Annotated in this window: 14 protein-coding genes; 10 read left to right on the forward strand and 4 right to left on the reverse strand. The window is 64.3% G+C overall.

Annotated elements, in window-relative coordinates; translation table 11 throughout:
- Positions 1-51 precede the first annotated feature (51 nt).
- The 4 genes from P3T18_RS32715 to P3T18_RS32730 all read right to left on the reverse strand — a co-directional run bounded on the left by P3T18_RS32715 (position 52) and on the right by P3T18_RS32730 (position 5,105).
- Positions 52-1,464, reverse strand: a complete 1,413-nt coding sequence (locus P3T18_RS32715; RefSeq protein WP_429304114.1) for an FAD-binding oxidoreductase — start codon at positions 1,462-1,464, stop codon at positions 52-54.
- Entirely contained in the window at positions 1,461-2,720 is a 1,260-nt protein-coding gene (locus P3T18_RS32720) for an alpha-hydroxy acid oxidase (protein ID WP_429304115.1), read from the reverse strand. The genes P3T18_RS32715 and P3T18_RS32720 overlap by 4 nt, the downstream gene beginning before the upstream one ends.
- A 58-nt stretch (positions 2,721-2,778) precedes the next feature.
- Positions 2,779-3,870, reverse strand: a complete 1,092-nt coding sequence (locus P3T18_RS32725; protein WP_429304116.1) for an ABC transporter substrate-binding protein — start codon at positions 3,868-3,870, stop codon at positions 2,779-2,781.
- Positions 3,871-4,172: 302 nt separating this feature from the next.
- Positions 4,173-5,105 carry a LysR substrate-binding domain-containing protein gene (locus tag P3T18_RS32730; protein ID WP_429304117.1) on the reverse strand — a complete coding sequence of 311 codons (933 nt, stop codon included), beginning with the start codon at positions 5,103-5,105 and terminating at the stop codon, positions 4,173-4,175.
- A gap of 116 nt (positions 5,106-5,221) precedes the next feature.
- On the opposite strand from P3T18_RS32730, the gene P3T18_RS32735 reads away from it, so the two are divergent.
- The 10 genes from P3T18_RS32735 (at position 5,222) to P3T18_RS32780 (ending at position 19,967) form a co-directional block, all read left to right on the forward strand.
- Entirely contained in the window at positions 5,222-6,274 is a 1,053-nt protein-coding gene (locus P3T18_RS32735; RefSeq protein ID WP_429304252.1) for a DUF1338 domain-containing protein, read from the forward strand.
- A gap of 3 nt (positions 6,275-6,277) precedes the next feature.
- Positions 6,278-9,214, forward strand: a complete 2,937-nt coding sequence (locus P3T18_RS32740) for an FAD-binding and (Fe-S)-binding domain-containing protein (RefSeq protein ID WP_429304118.1) — start codon at positions 6,278-6,280, stop codon at positions 9,212-9,214.
- Between the two features lie 130 nt (positions 9,215-9,344).
- Positions 9,345-10,844 carry an L-piperidine-6-carboxylate dehydrogenase gene (amaB, locus tag P3T18_RS32745; RefSeq protein WP_429304119.1) on the forward strand — a complete coding sequence of 500 codons (1,500 nt, stop codon included), beginning with the start codon at positions 9,345-9,347 and terminating at the stop codon, positions 10,842-10,844.
- 29 nt (positions 10,845-10,873) lie between these two features.
- Positions 10,874-12,070, forward strand: a complete 1,197-nt coding sequence (locus P3T18_RS32750) for a PLP-dependent aminotransferase family protein (protein WP_429304120.1) — start codon at positions 10,874-10,876, stop codon at positions 12,068-12,070.
- A gap of 33 nt (positions 12,071-12,103) precedes the next feature.
- Positions 12,104-13,195, forward strand: a complete 1,092-nt coding sequence (locus P3T18_RS32755; RefSeq protein ID WP_429304121.1) for an ABC transporter ATP-binding protein — start codon at positions 12,104-12,106, stop codon at positions 13,193-13,195.
- Between the two features lie 3 nt (positions 13,196-13,198).
- Entirely contained in the window at positions 13,199-15,001 is a 1,803-nt protein-coding gene (locus P3T18_RS32760; protein WP_429304122.1) for an ABC transporter permease subunit, read from the forward strand.
- 184 nt (positions 15,002-15,185) lie between these two features.
- A complete protein-coding gene (locus P3T18_RS32765; protein ID WP_429304123.1) occupies positions 15,186-16,619 on the forward strand; it encodes an MFS transporter in 1,434 nt (477 codons plus the stop codon).
- Between the two features lie 370 nt (positions 16,620-16,989).
- Complete coding sequence (locus tag P3T18_RS32770) at positions 16,990-17,751, forward strand: enoyl-CoA hydratase/isomerase family protein (protein ID WP_429304124.1); 762 nt, start codon at positions 16,990-16,992, stop codon at positions 17,749-17,751.
- A 69-nt stretch (positions 17,752-17,820) separates the two neighbouring features.
- On the forward strand, positions 17,821-18,882 hold the full coding sequence (locus tag P3T18_RS32775; RefSeq protein WP_429304125.1) for an ABC transporter substrate-binding protein: 1,062 nt from the start codon (positions 17,821-17,823) through the stop codon (positions 18,880-18,882).
- A 23-nt stretch (positions 18,883-18,905) separates the two neighbouring features.
- The gene (locus P3T18_RS32780) at positions 18,906-19,967 is read left to right on the forward strand and encodes an ABC transporter ATP-binding protein (RefSeq protein ID WP_429304126.1); all 1,062 of its coding nucleotides are present in this window, start codon (positions 18,906-18,908) and stop codon (positions 19,965-19,967) included.

Below are 19,967 nucleotides of genomic sequence, written 5' to 3' on the forward strand. Positions count from 1 at the left end.
GGCCAGAATGAAAGGCCAGCAGAGTGCAAACGAAGCGCGCAGCGCCGCCGCTTACAGCAGCTTGCCGGGATTCATCCGGCCTTTCGGGTCGAGCGCCTGCTTCACGGCGCGCATCATGTCGAGTTCGACGCCGCGCCGGTAGTGCGCGAGTTCGGCGCGATGCGCGCGACCGATGCCGTGTTCCGCGGTGATGCTGCCGCCGAATTCAACCGTGGTGTCGTTGACGATCTTGCCGATCGCTTCGATGCGCGCCTCGCGGTCATCGACCTTCGCCCAGACGTCGTGCGGGAACAGCACGATCGAATGGATGTTGCCGTCACCGACGTGCCCGACATAGAGAAACCGCGCACCGTCGACCAGACCGGCCGAGAGCAGCCTCGCTTCGGTTTGCGCGAGGCACTGCGGAATCTGCGAAATCGGCAGCGAGATATCTTGCGTCACGCTATGGCCGAAACGCACGTTCGCTTCCGAGACGATATGGCGGATATGCCACAGCGCCGCGGCCTGCGACTCGCTCGACGGCAAGGCGGCATCGAGTGCGAGACCGTCTTCGAGCGCGGCGCCGATCACGTTTTCGAGCATGGTCTGCAGCGGCGCCGAATGCGACGGATCGGCGAGTTCGATCAGCAGCACCCACGGCGTGGCGCCGTCGAGCGGATCGCGCGTATCGGGCACTTCCTGGTACACGACGTCCAGCTGACTGCGCGACATCAGTTCGAACGACGTCAGCGCGTCGCCGCACACCGCGCGGCAGCGCGACAGCAACGTAATCGCGGCGTCGGCGGAATCGAGCGCGACCCATGCCGTCGCATGCGAACGCAGCGCCGGAAACAGCTTGAGCACCGCGGCCGTGATCACGCCGAGCGTGCCTTCCGCGCCAATGAACAATTGTTTGAGGTCGTAGCCGGTGTTGTCTTTTCGCAGACCACGCAGACCGTTCCACACGCGGCCATCCGGCAACACCGCTTCGATTCCGAGCACCAGCGCGCGCATGTTGCCGTAGCGCAGCACGGCGGTGCCGCCCGCATTCGTCGAGATGTTGCCGCCGATCTGGCACGAGCCTTCGCTCGCCAGCGAGAGCGGAAACAGACGATCGACCGATGCCGCCAGTTCCTGAATCTGCTGCAAGGTGCAGCCTGCTTCGACGGTGACGGTGTCGTTGCCGGTATCGACTTTGCGCACGCCGTTCATGCGCGTGAGACACAGCACGACGGCCGTGCCGTCTTCCGAAGGCGTCGCGCCGCCAACGAGTCCTGTGTTGCCGCCTTGCGGCACGACAGGGATATCGTGTTCGGCGCACAGCGCGAGCACGCCGGCCACCTGCGCCGTGCTGGCCGGGCGAACGATCGCGCGCGCCTTGCCGTGGTAGCGGCCGCGCCAGTCGGTGAGCAAGGGCTCGGCATCGGCGAGGTCGATGAGTCCGGCGGGGCCGACGATGTCGCGCAGGGCTTCGATGAGATTCATGAATGGACGAACCCGGGACGGGCGGTAAGGGTTGGTTCGGAGCCGACGGCCGGCACTGCGTCGACCGGCGTGCCGGCATTGCGCGCCGTGCCGGGCCGCGTGCCGGCGATCCGTTGCGGCAGCGTGGCGAGATCGCAGCTACCGAGCAGCGTCATGGTCGTGACGATTTCATCCAGCAACAGCCGCAACACGTGATGGACACCGGCCTGACCGCGCGCCGCCACGCCATACAGGGGCGCGCGGCCGAGCAGCACGCCGCGCGCGCCGAGCGCGACCGCCTTGACGATATCCGCGCCGCGCCGCACGCCGGAGTCCAGATACACGTCGAGCGACCGGCCGACTGCGTCGACGACGGCCGGCAGGACTTCGATGGGCGCATGCGCGCCTTCCAGCTGACGGCCGCCGTGGTTGCTCAGCACGATGCCGTCGGCGCCGTGGCGTTGCGCGAGAAGCGCGTCGTCGACACTGAGCACGCCCTTGATGAGCACCGGACCGTGCCAGTGTTTGCGCAACCAGGCGATATCGGACCACGCAAGCGAGAGGTCCATCTGCCGTGCAAGCGCGGCAGCCTGACGTTGCAGGTCCGGCGCTTCGCCGAGACTCTTCGCCAGATTGACCAGTTGAGGCGTGCCCTGACGCGCCATCTGCAGCGCCCAGTGCGGATGCGTCAGCAGATCGGCGATCAGCTTCGGCGTGACCGGCAAGGGCAGGCGGTAGTTGTTGTGGATGTCGTGATCCCGCTTGCCGTGCACGGGCGTGTCGACGGTCACGAGCAGCGTCGTGTAGCCGGCCTCGGACGCGCGCCGCATGATGCTTTCGGTGATGCGCCGGTCGCGCTGCACGTAGAGCTGCATCCACAATTCGCCCTCGGGCACGGCAGCGCGCACGTCTTCGAGCAGGGACGTGGACGCGCTCGACAAGGCGAACGGCACGCCGCGCGCCGCGGCACCGCGCGCGAGCATTTCGTCGGCCTTCGGCCAGAAGAAGCCGTTCAGTCCGGTCGGGCCGACCACCATCGGTGCGGCCGACGCGTAACCGGACAGGTCGGCCGCCGCCGACACGTGCGACACATCCACCATCGCGCGCGGCGCGAAGTGAATCTCGGCGAACGCGGAGCGATTGCGTTCGAGCGTGCGGCCGTCTTCTGCGCCGCCGTCGAGATAGTCGAACGCAATTCTCGGCAGACGCCGCCGCGCGGCTTCGCGATAGTCGGCGACGTTCGCGAAGCCGCGCGTGGACGAGTAGAGCAGACTCATAAAGGACCGTTCCGGCAAAGCGCGGCAAGCCTGGAAAACACCGCGATGGGCGCGGAAATCAGCGCAGAACCCAGTCGTTGAAGCGCTCGATCGCCGCGTCCTGATGCGCCGGCCAGTAAGTCGGCTCGATGCGTACGCCACGGCTCAGATTGGCGGGGAAGGTGGGCAGATTCTTCGCGCGCTTCGGATCGATAAACTGGAAAGCGTCCGGATGCGACGGCCCCACCGCGAGCGCGCTCGCCACTTCCGCCTGGCGCTTCGGGTCGGCGCAGAATGCGACGAACTGACGGCACGCGTCCACGTTGTCGCCGCCTTTCAGGATGCCGAAGCCCTGCGGACCATAGATGTGGCCGCTCCACGAAATCGCGAGCGGGGCGCCGGCGTCGATGGCGGGCAGCACGCGCGCGAGCCACGTCGACGCCATCGCCACTTCGCCCGAGCGCAGAATCTGTTCGGCTTGCGCGCCGGTCGTCCACCAGATGTCGATGTGCGGCTTGACGGCGTCCAGGCTTTTGAACGCCTTGTCGAGGTCGCACGGATAGACGACGGACGTCGGCGTGCCGGCGGCCATCAGCGCTTCTTCGACGGTGTCGAACGGGAACTTGCGCAGCGCGCGACGGCCGGGGAAGTTTTTCACGTCCCACAGATCGGCCCACGACGACGGCGCCTTGCCGCCCTTGATCATGTCCGTCCGATAGGTCATGACCGTGGTGTAGACGTTGTGACCGATGGCGAACTTGTCCTTGAATTGCGCGGGAATCTTTGCGACCGTCGCGTTGCCGTCGAGATTGACCGGCTCCAGATAGTTGCTGCCGTTGCGCGAGAGCAGATAGACCGCCGGGAAGCTCAGTTCGGCCATGTCCCACGTCTTCGCGCCCGCGTCCACGATGCTCTTGATCTGTGCGGTCGGCTCGGCTCCCGAGGCCACGCCCATCACTTCGATGCCGGTAGCCTGAAGAAACGGCTTGTAGAGAATCTTCGAATAGACGTCCGAATAGACGCCGCCCGAGTCGCGCACCACGAGACGCTTGCTGGCTGCCTTGGCCGACGTCCAGATCGCCGGCATCGCGATGCCGGCAGCGCCAGCCACGCCCAGACGGATGAAGTCGCGGCGTGAAGCGCCAGACGGTTTCTTTTGATCGTTTGCCACTATGAGGTTCCGATGTCTGCGAGAAGTGGGAAGCGGTGCTGTGCGCATTGCGTGCAAGCTGCCTGGCGCCGCGTGATGACTGTCGACCTTGTGCGCGTCGCCCTATGCGGGCAGCGCGGGGTGTACGTTCATGATCGGGCGATCCGCTTCACGGACCAAGCGAGATAAAATCACGACATGATGCTTTTTACTCATGTCGTACGCGCCCGGACATCGCGCGCGGCAGGAGAACATAGAGGACGTGGCGTGCCGGACCGCACGAAGCAGTGCGGCGGCAGGGTGATGAGGAGGGGTGCTTCGCGCTAGGCCTGATCGCCGGCGCGGCTATCGAGACTGCCTTCGGCCGCATACTGCGCGGCCTGTTCCAGCAGCCACGTGCGGAACTGTTCGAGCGGCTTGCCGTGGCTCAGTTCGGTGGGATAGACGAGGTAATACGCCGAGTCGATCCGCGTCGACGCCTCGAAGGGCACCACGAGTCCGAGTTGCTGCATCTGGTTGCTGACGAAGAACTTCGGCACCAGCGCCACGCCGAGTCCCGCTGCGGCCGCACTGATTGCCATGGTGTGAAGTTCGTAGCGTACGCCGTGCATGGTGCTGGCGTCTTCCACGCCGAGCGCGGCGAACCATTCTGTCCAGCCGTCGGGCCGGGTCGTGGAATGGAGCAGCGGATAGGCGAGCAGTTCGTGAGCCTGCCTGACAGGACGCTCCAGCAGCGACGCCGCGCACACCGGCACCACTTCCTCGCCGAACAGATAATCTGCCGAGGTGCCCGGCCACGTGGGTTTGCCGTAATGGATGGCCGCTTCGAAGTGCGACTCGGCGAAGGAAAACGTTTCGGTGCGCACGCCCATATTGACGCGCACGTCCGGCGAGCGGCCGTAAAAATCGCCGATACGCGGAATCAGCCACTGCGAGGCGAAAGTGGGCAGCACCGCCAGTTCGAGATATCCACCGCCGCTGCCGTGCGCGATGATCGACAGCGTTTCACGATCGAGCGTTTCGAGCGAACGCCTCACCTGCGTGCCGTAAATGCGCCCGGCACGCGTCAGCACGACGCGCTGCTTCGCGCGAACGAACAGACGCACCCCCAGATTGGCCTCCAGCGTGGCGATCTGACGGGAGATCGCGCTCTCCGTCAGAAACAGTTCTTTGGCTGCGTGCGTAAAGCTTTCGTGCCGCGCCGCCGCTTCGAAGGCGAGCAGCGCACCCATGCTCGGGATTTTGAATTTACGCATGGTGATTCCAAAGACTCATCAAGTAACAATTTAATCTCGCTTTACGCGCGTCGCAAGGAAGAAAAAAATCCTGATCTTGAGATTTCTTCCGTCCACGACCCGTCCCGACCACGATGATCCGCAACCCGAATATCGAAGCCTTGCTCGAACGGCTTCTCGGTAGTGATAAAACCGACTTCCTCTTCAAGACCCTGAACATGCCGTCGATCCTCGCGGATTTCGAGCCGGGTCAGGTCACGCGCGCCGAACTCGCCCAGGCCATGAACATGGCGCTATTCGAAGGGCTGCTCGGGCGCTCGGCGAATGGCCGAACCTACACCGACGAAACGGTCGGCAAGGGCGGCTCGGTGTATTTCGACCACGGCGCGCTGCGCACCGTGCGCTGGCACGAGAACGGCGCCTTGCCCGCCGGCGAGGCCGCCTTCACGCGGATTCTGCGTCCGCTCGGTTTCCGTCAGAACGGCCGCTATCCGCTCGACCGCCTGAAAATGGTGGGACGTGCCTATGCGCATGAAGATGCGCCCGACGAAATCGCGCAGTTCTTTCTCAGCGAGTTGTATCCGGAGCGTTTCTCCGACGCCTTCCAGCAGGCCGTGACGAACGTGGTCTCGACCTCGAAAGACCCGCTGACGCCGCTCGCGGCATCGCAATTGTGGGAACTCGAGCGCGACGGCGCGCTGCCGCTCGACGCGGCACAGGCGTTGCTGCCGGTGATCGTCGGTGCGTTCGACCGTCAGCACGACCTGCCCACCGAAGCCGACTATGAAGTGCTGCTCGCCGAGTCCGCCGAAATGGCGTGGATCGCGACCGAAGGCAATGCGTTCAACCACGCGACCGACCGCGTCGCCGACGTCTTCGCGCTGTCGGAAAGCGAAAAGGCGAAGGGCCGGCCGATGAAGCCGGAGGTCGAGCGCTCGCGTTCGAATCGCGTGTTTCAGACCGCGTATCGCGCGGACATGGTCGCGCGCCGGTTCCGCACGGCAAACGGCGACACGGTCACGCGCCAGGTGCCGGGCTCGTTCTACGAGTTCATCACGCGTCACCGCGAGTACGATAAGGCCACGCGCCGCTGGACCACCGACCTGCGCTTCGACGCGGGCAACGCACAAGGAATCTTCAAGATGACCGCGAACGCCGCCGCCTCCGACACCGCCGTCGCCACGAACTGAGCCGTGAAAACCGCCACACCGTACGCGGCCGCTCCCGCCTTGTTGCAACGTCTGGAAAGCGCGCTCACTGCGGCGCTGTCAGGCGAAGTCCGCTTCGACGCGAGCGCGAAGGCGCTGTACGCGTCGGACGCGTCGAACTACCGGCAGGTGCCGCTCGGCGTGGTCGTGCCGAAGGACGTCGACGATCTCGCGAAAGCGCTCGACGTGTGCCGCCAGCACGACGTGCCGTTTCTGACGCGCGGCGGCGGCACGTCGCAGAACGGTCAGTGCGTGAACGTCGCGGTGGTGGCGGACGCGAGCAAATACGTGAACCGCGTGGTGTCGATCGACGCGCAGGCGCGCACGGCCGTGGTCGAGCCCGGCGTCATCTGCGATACCTTGCGCGACGCCGCGGCGGCGTACGGTCTCACGTTCGGTCCCGATCCGGCCACGCATAGCCGCTGCACGCTCGGCGGCATGATCGCCAACAACTCGTGCGGCGCGCATTCGGTGATGGCCGGCAAAACCGCTGAAAACGTCGAGGCGCTGGAAGTCGCGACCTATGACGGCGCACGTTTCTGGGTCGGCCCGACGTCCGCCGACGAACTCGACCGGATCATCGGCGCGGGCGGCCGGCAGGGCGAGATCTATCGGCAGTTGCGCGATCTGCGCGACCGCTACGGCGACGCGATTCGCCGCGAATTCCCGCAGATTCGCCGCCGCGTGTCGGGTTTCAATCTCGACCAGTTGCTGCCGGAGAACGGCTTTAACGTGGCGCGCGCCCTCGTCGGCACCGAAGGCACGTGTGCAGTGACGCTGCAGGCCAAGGTGCGCCTCGTGCACAGTCCGGCGCAGCGGGTGATTCTCGTGCTCGGCTTCACGGATATTTTCGTGGCGGCCGACGGCGTCGCGCATTTCGAGCGCTTCGGGCCGATTGCAATCGAAGGTCTGGACCGGGCGATCATTCGCGGCTTGCAGGCGCGCGGTCTGAAGGCCGAGGAGATCGCGTTGCTGCCCGAGGGCGACGCGTGGGTCGTGCTGGAATTCGGCGCCGAGACGCTCGACGACGCGCGGGCGCAGGCCGACTCCGCGCGGGCGTTTTTCCTGTCGGGCGAAGCCGGCGCGAACATCAGCGGCTTCGTGGTCGATCAGAAAGCGAAGCAGCAGCAGATCTGGTCGATCCGCGAAACCGGCGCCTCCGCCGTGGCGCTCTCGATCGATCCGTCGAAACCGGACCCCGTCATCGGCTGGGAAGACGCGGCGGTCGACCCGCTGCGCCTCGGCGACTATCTGCGCCGCTTCCAGGCACTCGTGGACCGCTACGGCTATGAAACGAGCCTCTATGGACACTTTGGCGACGGCTGCGTGCACGCGCGGATCACCTTCGATCTGCGCAGTGCCGAAGGCGTCACCGTATGGCGCAGGTTCCTGCGCGAGGCGGCCGAACTGGTGGTCGAATTCGGCGGCTCGCTGTCCGGCGAACACGGCGACGGTCAGGCCAAGGCGGAATTTCTGCCCATCATGTATAGCGCCGACATTCTGGCGGCCATGGAGCAGTTCAAGGCGATCTGGGACCCGGCCAACCGGCTGAATCCCGGCAAGGTCGTGCACGCCTATCGCGCCGACGAAAACCTACGCATGGGACCGGCGTACAAGCCGGTGCAGTTGCACACGAAGCTCGCTTTCCAGAGCCGCGAAGGCGACGGCATGCAACGCGCGGTGGAACGCTGCATCGGCATGGGCAAATGCCGTTCGCTGGACGGCGGCACGATGTGCCCGAGTTTTCGCGGCAGCCGCGAAGAGCGGCAATCGACGCGCGGCCGCGCTCATCTGTTCTGGGAAATGCTGCAGGGCGAGGTCATTCAGGACGGCTGGAACAGCAAGGAAGTGAAGGAGGCGCTCGACACCTGCCTCGCGTGCAAAGGCTGCAAGAGCGATTGTCCGACGCATACGGATATGGCGTCGTACAAGGCGGAATTCCTCTCGCATTACTACGAACGCAATGCGCGTCCGCGCCAGGCGTGGTTCATGGGCCGCATCGGCCACTGGGCGCCGCTCGCGGCACGCGCGCCGTGGCTCGTCAATTTCGCCACCTCGTTCAGGCCGCTCGCGCCGTTCGGCAAGTGGCTGGCCGGTGTTGCACCGCGTCGCGCGCTGCCGGTGTTCGCGTCGCGCACCTTCCGGGCCGACGCGTTGCGCGGCGGGCGTGCGGTTGCACATGCCACGGGTCCGGCGGCGTCGCGCGGCAAGGTGATCCTGTGGGTCGATACCTTCAACGATCATTTCACGCCGGACATCGCGCACGCGGCCACCGACGTGCTCGGCGCGCTCGGCTATGACGTGGTGCTGCCGAAGAAGCGTCTGTGCTGCGGCCGTCCGCTGTACGACTTCGGCCTGCTGGACGAGGCACGCGCGTTGTTGCAAGACGTGCTCGACGAGTTCGCCGACGAGATTCGCGCGGGCACGCCGTTCGTCGGACTGGAGCCGGGCTGCCTCTCGGTATTCAAGGACGAATTGCTGAAGCAGTTGCCCGATGAACCGCTCGCCCGGCAACTATCGCAGCAGACCTCGATGTTTTCCGACTTCGTCGCGCAGGCGGATTTCGCGTGGCCGACGCTCGATGCGGACGTGCTGCTGCACGGCCATTGCCATCAGAAGGCGCTGTTCGGCATGAAGCGCGAAACGGCGCTGCTGGAGCGGATTGGCGTGCGCTGGACACTGCTCGACACAGGCTGCTGCGGAATGGCCGGCTCGTTCGGTTTCAACGCCGATCATTACGATCTGTCGATGAAGATCGGCGAGGACAAGCTGTTCCCGCTCGTGCGCGCAGCCGCGCCGGAGACACTGATCGTCACCAACGGCTTCAGCTGTCGCGAACAGATCGAACACGGCGCGCAGCGCGGCGCGTTGCATATCGCGCAGTTGCTGCAACGCGCGCTGCGTCAGCCGGCCCACGCCTGACCCACCCCACGTAGAGACGCCGCGCTTGATGCATTGAACGCATCAAGTCGTGCTTTTAACTCGCTTGAGCCGGGCGTTTCGTACTCGCACAATCGCTTGCATCAACTTGCATCAATCAGGAGAGACCATTTTGAACGCTTCGAGCATTCTTGCCGAACTGGGTATTGCACATCTCGCCGAGGACGGCGACATCGTCGTCCGCTCGCCGATTGACGGCGCGGTCGTCGGCCGTGTGAAGAGCCAGACCGCCGTCGAAGTCGACGCCGCGCTGAGCGCCGCGCAATCGGCCTACGTGGCGTGGCGCAACGTCCCGGCACCGCGTCGCGGCGAACTCGTGCGTCTGCTCGGTAACCGGCTGCGTGCAAAGAAGGAAGCGCTCGGCCGCATCATTACGCTGGAAACCGGCAAGATCCTGCAGGAAGGGATGGGCGAAGTTCAGGAAATGATCGACATCTGCGATTTCGCGGTCGGTCTGTCACGTCAACTGTACGGCCTGACGATCGCGTCGGAGCGTCCGGGACATCGGATGGCCGAATCGTGGCACCCGATGGGCGTCTGCACGGTGATTTCGGCATTCAATTTCCCGGCGGCGGTGTGGTCGTGGAATGCGGCGCTCGCACTCGTGTGCGGCAACGCCGTGATCTGGAAGCCCTCGGAAAAGGCGCCGCTCACCGCGCTCGCGGTCAACCAGATTCTCGAAGAAGCGCTGGCTGAATTCGGCGACGCACCGAAGGGCCTGACCGCGGTCATCAACGGTCTGCGCGATGTCGGCGCGCAACTGGTGGCCGATCCGCGTTCGTCGGTCGTCAGCGCGACGGGCAGCACGGAAATGGGCCGCGCGGTCGGTATCGAAGTGGCGAAGCGTTTCGGCCGCTCGATCCTCGAACTCGGCGGCAACAATGCCGGCATCGTGACCGGTACGGCGGACAGCGAACTCGCGCTGCGCGGCATCCTGTTCTCGGCGGTCGGTACGGCCGGTCAGCGCTGCACGTCATTGCGCCGACTGTTCGTGCATGAGAGCGTGTACGAAACCACCGTCGAACGGCTCAAAACGCTTTACGGCAAGGTGTCGATCGGCAATCCGCTGAGCACCGGCACCTTGATGGGTCCGCTGATCGACGCGCAGGCCTTCGAGCGCATGCAGGCCGCGCTCGCCAAGGCGAAGACCGAGGGCGGCACGGTCACCGGCGGCGAGCGTCATACGGTGCCGGGTTGCGAAGCGGGCTTCTATGTGCGGCCGGCCATCGTAGAGATGCCGTCGCAAACGCCGATCATGCTGACGGAAACCTTCGCGCCGATTCTCTACGTGATGAAGTACAGCACTTTCGACGACGCGCTCGCCGCGAACAACGCCGCGTCGCACGGTCTTTCGTCGTGCGTGTTCACGACCGATCTGCGCGAAGCGGAGCGCTTCGTGTCCGACTCCGGCAGCGATTGCGGCATTGCGAACGTGAACATCGGCCCGAGCGGGGCGGAGATCGGCGGCGCATTCGGTGGCGAAAAGGAAACCGGCGGCGGCCGCGAATCGGGCTCGGACGCATGGAAAGCCTACATGCGCCGCGCCACCAACACGGTGAACTACTCGTCGGCATTGCCGCTCGCGCAAGGCATCGACTTCAACGTCGACTGATCTCGCCATCGCATCCGGAGCCGATTCCCATGTTCGAATTCACCGCGCCTTTTCGCGAGACGAGCGGCTCGCCGATTCGCGAGCTGTTCAAGTATCTCGGCGAGCCCGGCATGATCTCGCTGGCCGGTGGCTATCCGTCGAGCGATCTGTTCGATGTCGAGCGCCTGCAGCAGTCGGCCGCCGCGGCATGGCGCGAGCCGGCGCGATGTCTGCAGTACGCACCCACCGACGGCCTGCCCGAACTCAAGCATGAAGTGATGCGCCTGATGCAGCAGCGCGGCGTCGACGTGGCCGCCGACCAGCTGATGCTGACGACCGGCTCGCAACAGGGTCTGGATCTGCTGCTGCGCGTCCTGATCAATCCGGGCGACGGCGTGCTGGTCGAGCAGCCCGCGTATCCGGCCACGCTGCAAGCGCTCCGGAAGCAGCAGGCGCGCATCGTCACCGTGCCGGTCGATGCCGATGGCCTCGACGTCGAGCGGCTGACGGCAATGCTCGAAAGCGGCGAGTGCGGCAAGCCGAAACTGCTCTACACGGTGCCCACTTTCGCGAATCCGACCGGCGCAACGCTGTCGCGCGAGCGGCGCGTCGCGCTGATCGAACTCGCCGTGAAATACGGTTTTCTGATCGTCGAAGACGATCCATATGGCGATTTGCGCTTTACCGGCGAGCACGTGCCGGCGGTGCGGGCACTCGCCGGCCAAATCGACGGCGGGGTCGAACGTGTCGTGTATTTCGGCAGCCTGTCGAAGATCGTCGCGCCGGGCTTGCGCGTCGGCTGGACGGTCGCGCATCCGGACATCGTGCGCCGCTGCGTCATCGCCAAACAGACGGCCGATCTTTGCAGCGCGCCGTACACGCAGGCCATCGCCGCCGACTATCTGGCGCAGGGTTTTCTCGCCGTGCACTTGCCGCGCATCATCGCGGCGTACAGGCGCAAATGCGATCTGCTGTGCGACGAACTCGACGCGCAACTTGCGGGACGGCTTCAGTTTCAACGCCCGCACGGCGGCATGTTCGTGTGGGTGCGCGTGGAAGGCGTCGATTCGTCGGAACTGCTCACCCACGCGATTGCGCAGAAGGTGCTGTTCGTGCCGGGCAGGGCGTTCTACGCGGACCAGGCCGATGCGAGTTCGCTGCGGCTGTCGTTTGCCGGGCCCGGCATCGAGGAGATCGGCGAGGCGGCCTCGCGCCTCGCCAGGGCCTGCAAGCTCGCTACCCTTTGAACGCAACGTCGAGATTCAGTGGAACGGATGAGTATGTCGAAAACCAACCTTCAGATTTCCGGATTGTGCAAACGGTATGGCGACTTCGTCGCACTCGCGCCGACCGACCTGAGCGTCGCACAGGGCGAGTTCCTGACGCTGCTCGGGCCGAGCGGCTCGGGCAAGACGACGCTGCTAAGTCTCATCGCTGGCCTCGCGCAGGCCGATAGCGGCACGATCCACATCAACGGCGTGGATGTGACCGACGGTGCGCCGTACGACCGCGACATCGGCATGGTGTTCCAGAACTACGCGCTGTTTCCGCACATGACGGTGGCGGAGAACATCGCCTTTCCGCTGCAGATGCGCAAGGTGGACGCGGCCAGTGCGAAAAAGCGCGTGTCCGAGGCGCTGGAGATGGTGCATCTGCCGCAACTGGCGGGGCGTTATCCGCGCGAACTGTCCGGCGGTCAGCAGCAGCGGATCGCGTTGGCGCGCTGCATGGTGTATCGCCCGTCGATCATCCTGATGGACGAGCCGCTGGGGGCGCTCGACAAAAAGCTGCGCGATCACATGCAGCTGGAGATCAAGCGGATTCACCGCGAGCTGGGCACCACGATTGTCTACGTCACGCACGATCAGGAAGAAGCGATGACGATGTCCGATCGCATCTGTCTGATGAACGCGGGCGCCATCGCCCAGCTGGGATCGCCGGCCGACCTGTATTTCCGGCCGAAAAACGTTTTCGTGGCCGACTTCCTCGGCGAGTCGAACCTGCTCGACGCCCAGGTGACCGCGCGCGAAGGCGACCGCGTGCGGGTCGCGATGCACGGCGTCGACAAGGGCCGCGCGATGGTCTACGACTCGCAGGTTCAGGCCGGCAAGGATATCAAGCTGATGTTGCGTCCGCAGAATCTGCGCGTGAATGCGGGAGCGTCCGACGTCGAAACCCTGTCCGCGACGCTCACCGACATCATGGTCACCGGCGGCATGACCAAACTCTATATGCGGCAAGGCCAGAACGGCGCCCCGGCAGCCGATCTGATCGCCTCGTTTCCGACCAACCAGCTCGGCGTGAACTACGAGGTCGGTCAAACGCTGTCGCTCTCGTGGCTGGCGACGGACGCGGTCGCGATTGCGGGGTAAGGGATGAACCAGACTGTCGTTGCTTCCCGTCATCAGGCGCCGCCGCAGGCCACGCGACGGCGTTCGCCGTGGCGCCAGCGCTTGCGCGTAGCCGCCTTGCTCGCGCCCGTCACGGTGCTGCTGCTCGTGTTGCTGGTTTATCCGGTCGGGCAGTTGCTGCTTCTGTCCATTCAGAAAGGGCACCAGTTTTCGCTCGCGGAATACAGGCGCCTTTTCGCGTCGTCGGTCTATCTCGACGTCTTGTGGATCACGCTCAAGATTTCCCTGCTGACCACGTTTTTCTCGGTGCTGGTCGGCTATCCGGTGGCGTTTCTCATCTCCGTGGTGACGCGGGAACGCAAAAACCGCCTGCTTTACTGGGTCCTGCTGTCGTTCTGGACCAGCTTTCTCGTGCGCACCTTTGCGTGGGTCGTGCTGCTCGGCCGTAACGGTGTGATCAACTGGACCCTGCGGCATCTCGGGCTGATCGATCAGCCGCTCGATCTGCTGTACAACCTGCCTGCCGTCATTATCGGCATGACGCACGCCATGATGCCGGTCGCGATCATGACGATGCTCTCCGTCATGGAAAACATCGACCGGCGTCTGCCGAGCGCGGCCTCGACGCTCGGTGCACGTCCCGGCACCGCGTTCTGGAAAGTGTATTTTCCGCTTTCCTTGCCGGGCGTGTTCGCCTCGGCACTAATGGTGTTCGTCACGTCCATCGGCTTCTTCATCACGCCCACGCTGCTCGGCGGCCGTCACGAAACGATGATCACGCAACTGATCATCGATCAGGTGCTGCAGGCGCTGAACTGGGGATTCGCCGGGGCAATTTCCGTGTTGCTGCTGGCCGTGGTGCTGGTGGTCTTCATCGTCTACGACCGCATGGTCGGCCTCTCGACCATGACGGGCGGCAGCGCGGCGGCGCGCGGCCCGCAGAAAGCGCCCGGCCTCATGAGCAAGGCGGGCGGCGCCGTGCTCACGCTGCTCGCGAACGCAACCGACGCGCTGATCGGCGTTCTGCCGAAACGCAAGCGCCGCATGAGCGACGGTAACGGCAAGACGCTGCGCACGGTCGTCACCCTGATCCTCGTGTTTCTGTCGGCGCCGGCCTTCCTGATGATCCCGCTTTCGTTCGACTCGGTATCGGGCCTCGCATGGCCGCCGCATGGCGTGTCCCTGCAATGGTATCGGCAGGTATTCGATTCGCCGCTGTGGATGCAGGCCGCCACGCGTTCGCTTCTCGTCGGTGTGGGAACGGGCGTGTTGTCGATGGCAATCGGCACGCCTGTCGCGTTCCTGCTGGTACGCGGCGGTTTGCGCTGGAACGCGCCGGTGCTCGCCTTCGTCCTCGCGCCGATCGTCGTGCCGCGCATGATTCTGGCCGTCGGGATTTTCTATTTCTTCGCGAAGATCGGCCTGGTGGGTTCGTCGTTCGGACTGGTGCTGGCCCACACGGTGGTGGCCGTGCCTTACGTGGTCATCACACTGATGGCCGTGTTGCGCAACTACGACCAGCGCCTCGATCTGGCCGCGCAAAGCATGGGCGCGCACACTTGGACCACGCTGCGCCGGGTGACGTTTCCCTTGCTGAGCGCCGGCATGCTGTCGTCGTTCCTGTTTGCCTTCGCGACGTCGTTCGACGAATTGACGATCGCGCTGTTCTCGTCGGGTGGCCTGAGCACCACGCTGCCGAAGCAGTTCTGGGACGAAACCACGCTGCAGATTTCCCCCACGATCGCTGCGGTGTCGACCTGCCTGTTCATCTTCGTCTCGGTGTTGATCTCGGTCGCGGACCGTTTGCGCAGACGCAGCCTCGGCTGAGACGCAAGGTCGCACGCAGGAAAAGGGCGTCGACTATCACCTCAAAGTCCGTGCGTAATCGGGCGGCTCGGGGGTAAGATGTCGACCAATCCTTTTGACCGGATCGCGATACACGAAGCGAAACGCTTCGCGCGAGTCCGGGCTCGAGCAATGCGGGCGATAACACACCTGGAAGAGATCACCCGTGACAACGGGCTTAAATTCGAAGACTCAAAGTCCAGCAGCGTCGAAGTCTTTTGCTCTGGTTTCAACGTTGATCGTCGCGTGCGCTTTCCTCATGGACGCGATCGACGCCAACATCATCGTGACGGCGCTGCCGTCCATGGCCCATGACTTCGGCACGGATCCCGTCGCGCTGAAGATCGCGGTCACCAGCTACGTCGTCAGTCTGGGCGTCTTCATACCGGTCTGCGGCTGGCTGACCGACCGGTTCAGCGCACTCTCTGTCTTCCGCGCGGCCATCACCATCTTCGTGCTGGGCTCGCTGATCTGCGCCGCCGCGCCGTCCGTTCACCTGTTCACGTTTGCCCGCTTCGTGCAGGGCATCGGCGGCGCGCTGATGGTGCCGGTCGGGCGCATCATCGTCGTGCGCGCCGTGCCGAGGCATCAGTTCGTGCGCGCGATGAACTACCTCAGTGTGAGCTGGTATATCGGACCGGTGATCGCGCCGCTTCTCGGCGGCTTCATCGCCACGTATCTGCACTGGCGCGTCATGTTCTTTATCAACGTGCCGATCGGCCTCGCGGGACTTTATTTCAGCGGCCGCTATATCTCGAACTCGCGAGAACCCGATCCCGGCGCATTCGACTGGGCCGGCTGCGTGCTGGCCGCGCTCGGCGCGACAGGCGTGCTACTGGGGCTGTCACTCGTCGACAGCGGCATCGTGGCGGATTCGACGGCATGGCTGATGTTCGCGGCCGGCGTCGGCTTCGTGGGAGCCTACGTGCTGTATGCGCGGCACGCGTCACAACCGGTTCTGGATCTGAGCCTGTTCAAGGTTCCGACATTCCGGGTGAGCGTGGCCGGAGGCTCGCTGTTTCGTATCGGATGCGGCGCGGTGCCGTTTCTGCTGCCGTTGTCGCTACAGATCGGACTCGGCATGAGCGCGTTCCAGTCCGGTCTCATCACGAGCGCGTCAGCGTTCGGCAGCCTGTTCATGCGGCCCGTTACCGCGTTGATACTGCGCCACGCAGGATTCCGCTCGGTGCTGATCTACAACGCGGCACTCGCCGGTGTGGCGACGGCCGCGTGCGGCATCTTTTCATCCGACACCTCCCATCTCACGATCTGGCTCATCGTGCTGCTCGGCGGCTTCTTTTCCGCATTGCAGTTCACGAGCCTGAACACGCTCGTCTACGCCGATATTCCGCCGGCGAGCGCGGGCAGGGCAACGAGCCTGAGCAGCGTCGTTCAGCAGGTCTCGCTCGGTTTGGGCGTGGCCGTAGGCGGCGTAGTTCTGCAAATCTCGCGCGCCTTGCACGGCCACGCGCATCTTCAGCCCTCCGATTTCTGGCTGGCGTTTCTGGTCGCAGGACTGTTGACCGTCAGCGCCATACCGCTCGTGCGCCGTCTTCCGGTCGAAGCCGGCATGGATATGCTCAGAGCAAAGAGCGACTGACGGCGTCGCTCGTCCGCTTTAAATCCTGCTTTAAATCCCGCTTCAAACATCATTCCCAGCACGGCCACGAATTGCATTTTTCGCTATGCAATGAGTCTGTTCGATTGCGCAATGCAATCGACTGAAGCTCGCGCGCCGGCATCGGCCGCGTGCCGTTTGCGCGGCTCAATACGCTCCCATCCCTTTGCCAGCCGCGAATATTTTTTCGACGCGTTCGATCAGAACAATACGTGCCACGAGCGAAAGCCCGCACGGGTGCGGGTATACGCCGAAATTCGGACTACGTGAGATATCGCAAGCTCTACTTGCATCCTATTTTTGACCGCACTATATTTCTATACACCGATTAACTATTGGAATGCGATAACAAATGAGCGAAGACATTTTGCTGTCCCATCACGGCCGCGTCGCGGTCATCACGTTGAATCGGCCCGACAAGCTGAACGCATGGACCACGCCGATGCGTGACGCGATCATCGAAGCACTCGAACGCTTCGATAGCGACGACAACGTCGCCGCGGTCATCATGACCGGCGCGGGCGACCGCGCTTTCTCGGCAGGGCAGGATCTGTCGGAAGCGCATGACTTCGACGGCGAGCGCGCGGTGGCGTGGGTCAAGGAGTGGCAACGCTATTACGCCGTGCTGCGTGGCCTCAAAAAGCCGCTGGTGATGGCGCTGAACGGCACGGCCGCGGGCTCCGCATTCCAGGTTGCGTTGCTCGGCGACATCCGCGTGGGCCATCCTGCCGTGCGCATGGGTCAGCCGGAAATCAACGCCGGTATCGCCAGCACGACCGGCCCGTGGATCATGAACTCGATGCTCGGCATGTCGCGCACCATCGAGCTGACATTGACCGGCCGTCTGATGGACGCCGAGGAGTGCAAGCAGATCGGCCTCATCCATCACCTGGTGCCGCAGGACAAAGTGTTCGAGAAGGCACTCGAAATCGCCACCGACCTCGCCAACAAGCCGCCGGTCGCCATGCGCCTCGACAAGCAACGCTTCCGCGAAATGACGGAAGAGGGCTTCCAGAGTTGTATCGAAGCGGGCATCCGGATTCAGCGCGAAGCCTACGATTCGGGCGAACCCGCACGCATGATGGAAGAGTTCTTCCGCAAGCGCGCGAAGTAAGACAGCGCACACCACGCCAACGACCACGCACTATTCACCGACCCAGCCAGCGAGCGGGAGACCACGATCATGACGCAGAACTTCAACGAAAAGCGACGCCGTATGTTGCAAGGCGCGGGTGCACTCGCACTCGCCGGTGCGATGCCCACGCTGGTCCGTGCCGATGACAAACAGATTGTCGTGTCCGATCCGGGCGGTCCGTACACCACGGCGTATCGCCAGGCTTTCTACGATCCGTTCGAGAAGGCGACGGGTATCAAGGTCGTGAGCGTGGCGCGCGAATCACAGCCGGTCGCGCAGTTCGAGGCGATGGTGAAAACGAAGAACTACGTGTGGGACGTCACCACGCTGACGCTCTCCGCGGACATTCCGTATCTCGAAGCAAAAGGTCTGATGGAGCCGATCGGCCTGAAACCGTCCGACTTCCCGGACGTGATGCCGGAAGCCGTCACGGCGGACTGGCTCGGCGTGGACGTGTATTCGACCGTGCTGGCCTATCGCGCCGACAAATTCAAGGACAACGGTCCGAAGTCGTGGGCCGACTTCTGGGACGTGAAGAAATTCCCGGGCCGCCGCTGTCTGCGCCGCAGCCCGCTCGACACGCTCGAACAGGCGCTGCTCGCCGACGGCGTTCCGCTCGACAAGCTTTATCCGCTCGACGTGGATCGCGCTTTCAAAAGTCTCGACAGGATCAAGCCGCACATCGCGATCTGGTGGACGTCCGGCGCGCAGTCGATGCAGGCGATCCAGAGCGGCGATGTGGACATGATCTCGCTGTGGAACGGTCGCGCGCAGTCGGCCAAAGATGCGGGCGCGCCCGTGACGATCGTGTGGAATCAGGGGCTTTATTCGATCGAAGGCTGGGGCATTCCGAAAGGCACGCCGCACGCCGAGATGGCCAAACAGTTCGTGCGTTTCTGCGCCGACGCGAAACGCCAGGCCGTGCTCACCCAGACGCTGGCGTATGGCCCGACCAATCGCAAATCGTTCGAATCCATTCCGCCGCAGCGCGCGCCGCTTCTGCCCACCGCGCCGGACAACATCAAGAACATGAAGCTGCCGAGCCCCGAATGGTGGCAGGAAAACCGGCAGAAAGTCACCGAACGCTTCAACTCGTGGATCATTTCCTGACGCACTGAAGGCGAGACACTGGCATGAGCGCAAAACTGGAAGCGATCGGGCTCGGCAAGCGGTACAACGAAACTGTTGCACTCGAACCGACCGATCTCACCGTGCAGGCGGGCGAATTTCTCACATTGCTCGGGCCGTCGGGTTCGGGCAAGACCACGCTGCTGCAGATGATCTCGGGGCTCGTCACGCCGAGCACGGGCCGCATCGAGATCGCCGGACGCGATGTCACGTACGTCGAACCGGGTAAGCGGGGCATCGGCATGGTGTTTCAGAGCTATGCCCTGTTTCCTCACATGAGCGTGTGGGACAACGTCGCATACGGCCTGCGCATGCGCGGCAAGTCTCGCGACGAAGTCCGCAAGTGTGTCGAGGACGCGCTCGCCATGGTGCGCATGAGCGAGTTCGGCAAGCGCTTTCCCAAGGAACTGTCGGGTGGTCAGCAGCAGCGCATTGCGCTCGCGCGCTGCTTCGCCTACCGGCCCTCGGTCATTCTGCTCGACGAACCGCTCGGCGCGCTCGACAAGAAACTGCGCGAGCACATGCAGTCGGAGATTCGCCGTCTGCACAAGGAACTCGGCGCGACCTTCGTGTATGTCACGCACGATCAGGACGAAGCGCTCACGCTGTCGGACCGCATCTGCCTCATGAATAACGCGAAGATTGAGCAGATCGGCACGCCCGCCGATCTGTACGACCGGCCCGCGACCCGTTTCGCTGCGGGTTTCATCGGTCATTCGAATCTGCTGGAAGGCGCGCTTGCGCAAGGCTCGGAGACGGGCGGCGAGCCGATCCTGCTGGCGGCCGGCGCGCGCATTCCGCTGCCGCGCACGGTGAACGTCACGTCCGCCGCGCGGCATACCTTGTTGCTGCGGCCCGAGGCGCTCGAACTGGTCGCGCCGAGCCATGGTTTTATGGACGGACGCATCGACGACGTGGTGTTCTTCGGCAGCGATACCCATGTGCAGTTGTCCTTGTCCGACGGCAGCGAACTGACGGCGCGCTGTGCGCGTACCGTGAGCCCGCGCGTGGGCGACATGGTCGGCCTCACCTGGGACCCATATCGCACCACGCTGCTGCACGCCTGA

The organism is Paraburkholderia sp. GAS199 (assembly GCF_050436585.1).
Taxonomy (GTDB): domain Bacteria; phylum Pseudomonadota; class Gammaproteobacteria; order Burkholderiales; family Burkholderiaceae; genus Paraburkholderia.

Coding starts and splice junctions, on each gene's coding strand:
- P3T18_RS32715 (WP_429304114.1), bottom strand. CDS start 1,464: ATGAATCTCATCGAAGCCCTGCGCGACATCGTCGGCCCCGCCGGACTC.
- P3T18_RS32720 (WP_429304115.1), bottom strand. CDS start 2,720: ATGAGTCTGCTCTACTCGTCCACGCGCGGCTTCGCGAACGTCGCCGAC.
- P3T18_RS32730 (WP_429304117.1), bottom strand. CDS start 5,105: ATGCGTAAATTCAAAATCCCGAGCATGGGTGCGCTGCTCGCCTTCGAA.
- P3T18_RS32750 (WP_429304120.1), top strand. CDS start 10,874: ATGTTCGAATTCACCGCGCCTTTTCGCGAGACGAGCGGCTCGCCGATT.
- P3T18_RS32755 (WP_429304121.1), top strand. CDS start 12,104: ATGTCGAAAACCAACCTTCAGATTTCCGGATTGTGCAAACGGTATGGC.
- P3T18_RS32760 (WP_429304122.1), top strand. CDS start 13,199: ATGAACCAGACTGTCGTTGCTTCCCGTCATCAGGCGCCGCCGCAGGCC.
- P3T18_RS32770 (WP_429304124.1), top strand. CDS start 16,990: ATGAGCGAAGACATTTTGCTGTCCCATCACGGCCGCGTCGCGGTCATC.
- P3T18_RS32775 (WP_429304125.1), top strand. CDS start 17,821: ATGACGCAGAACTTCAACGAAAAGCGACGCCGTATGTTGCAAGGCGCG.
- P3T18_RS32780 (WP_429304126.1), top strand. CDS start 18,906: ATGAGCGCAAAACTGGAAGCGATCGGGCTCGGCAAGCGGTACAACGAA.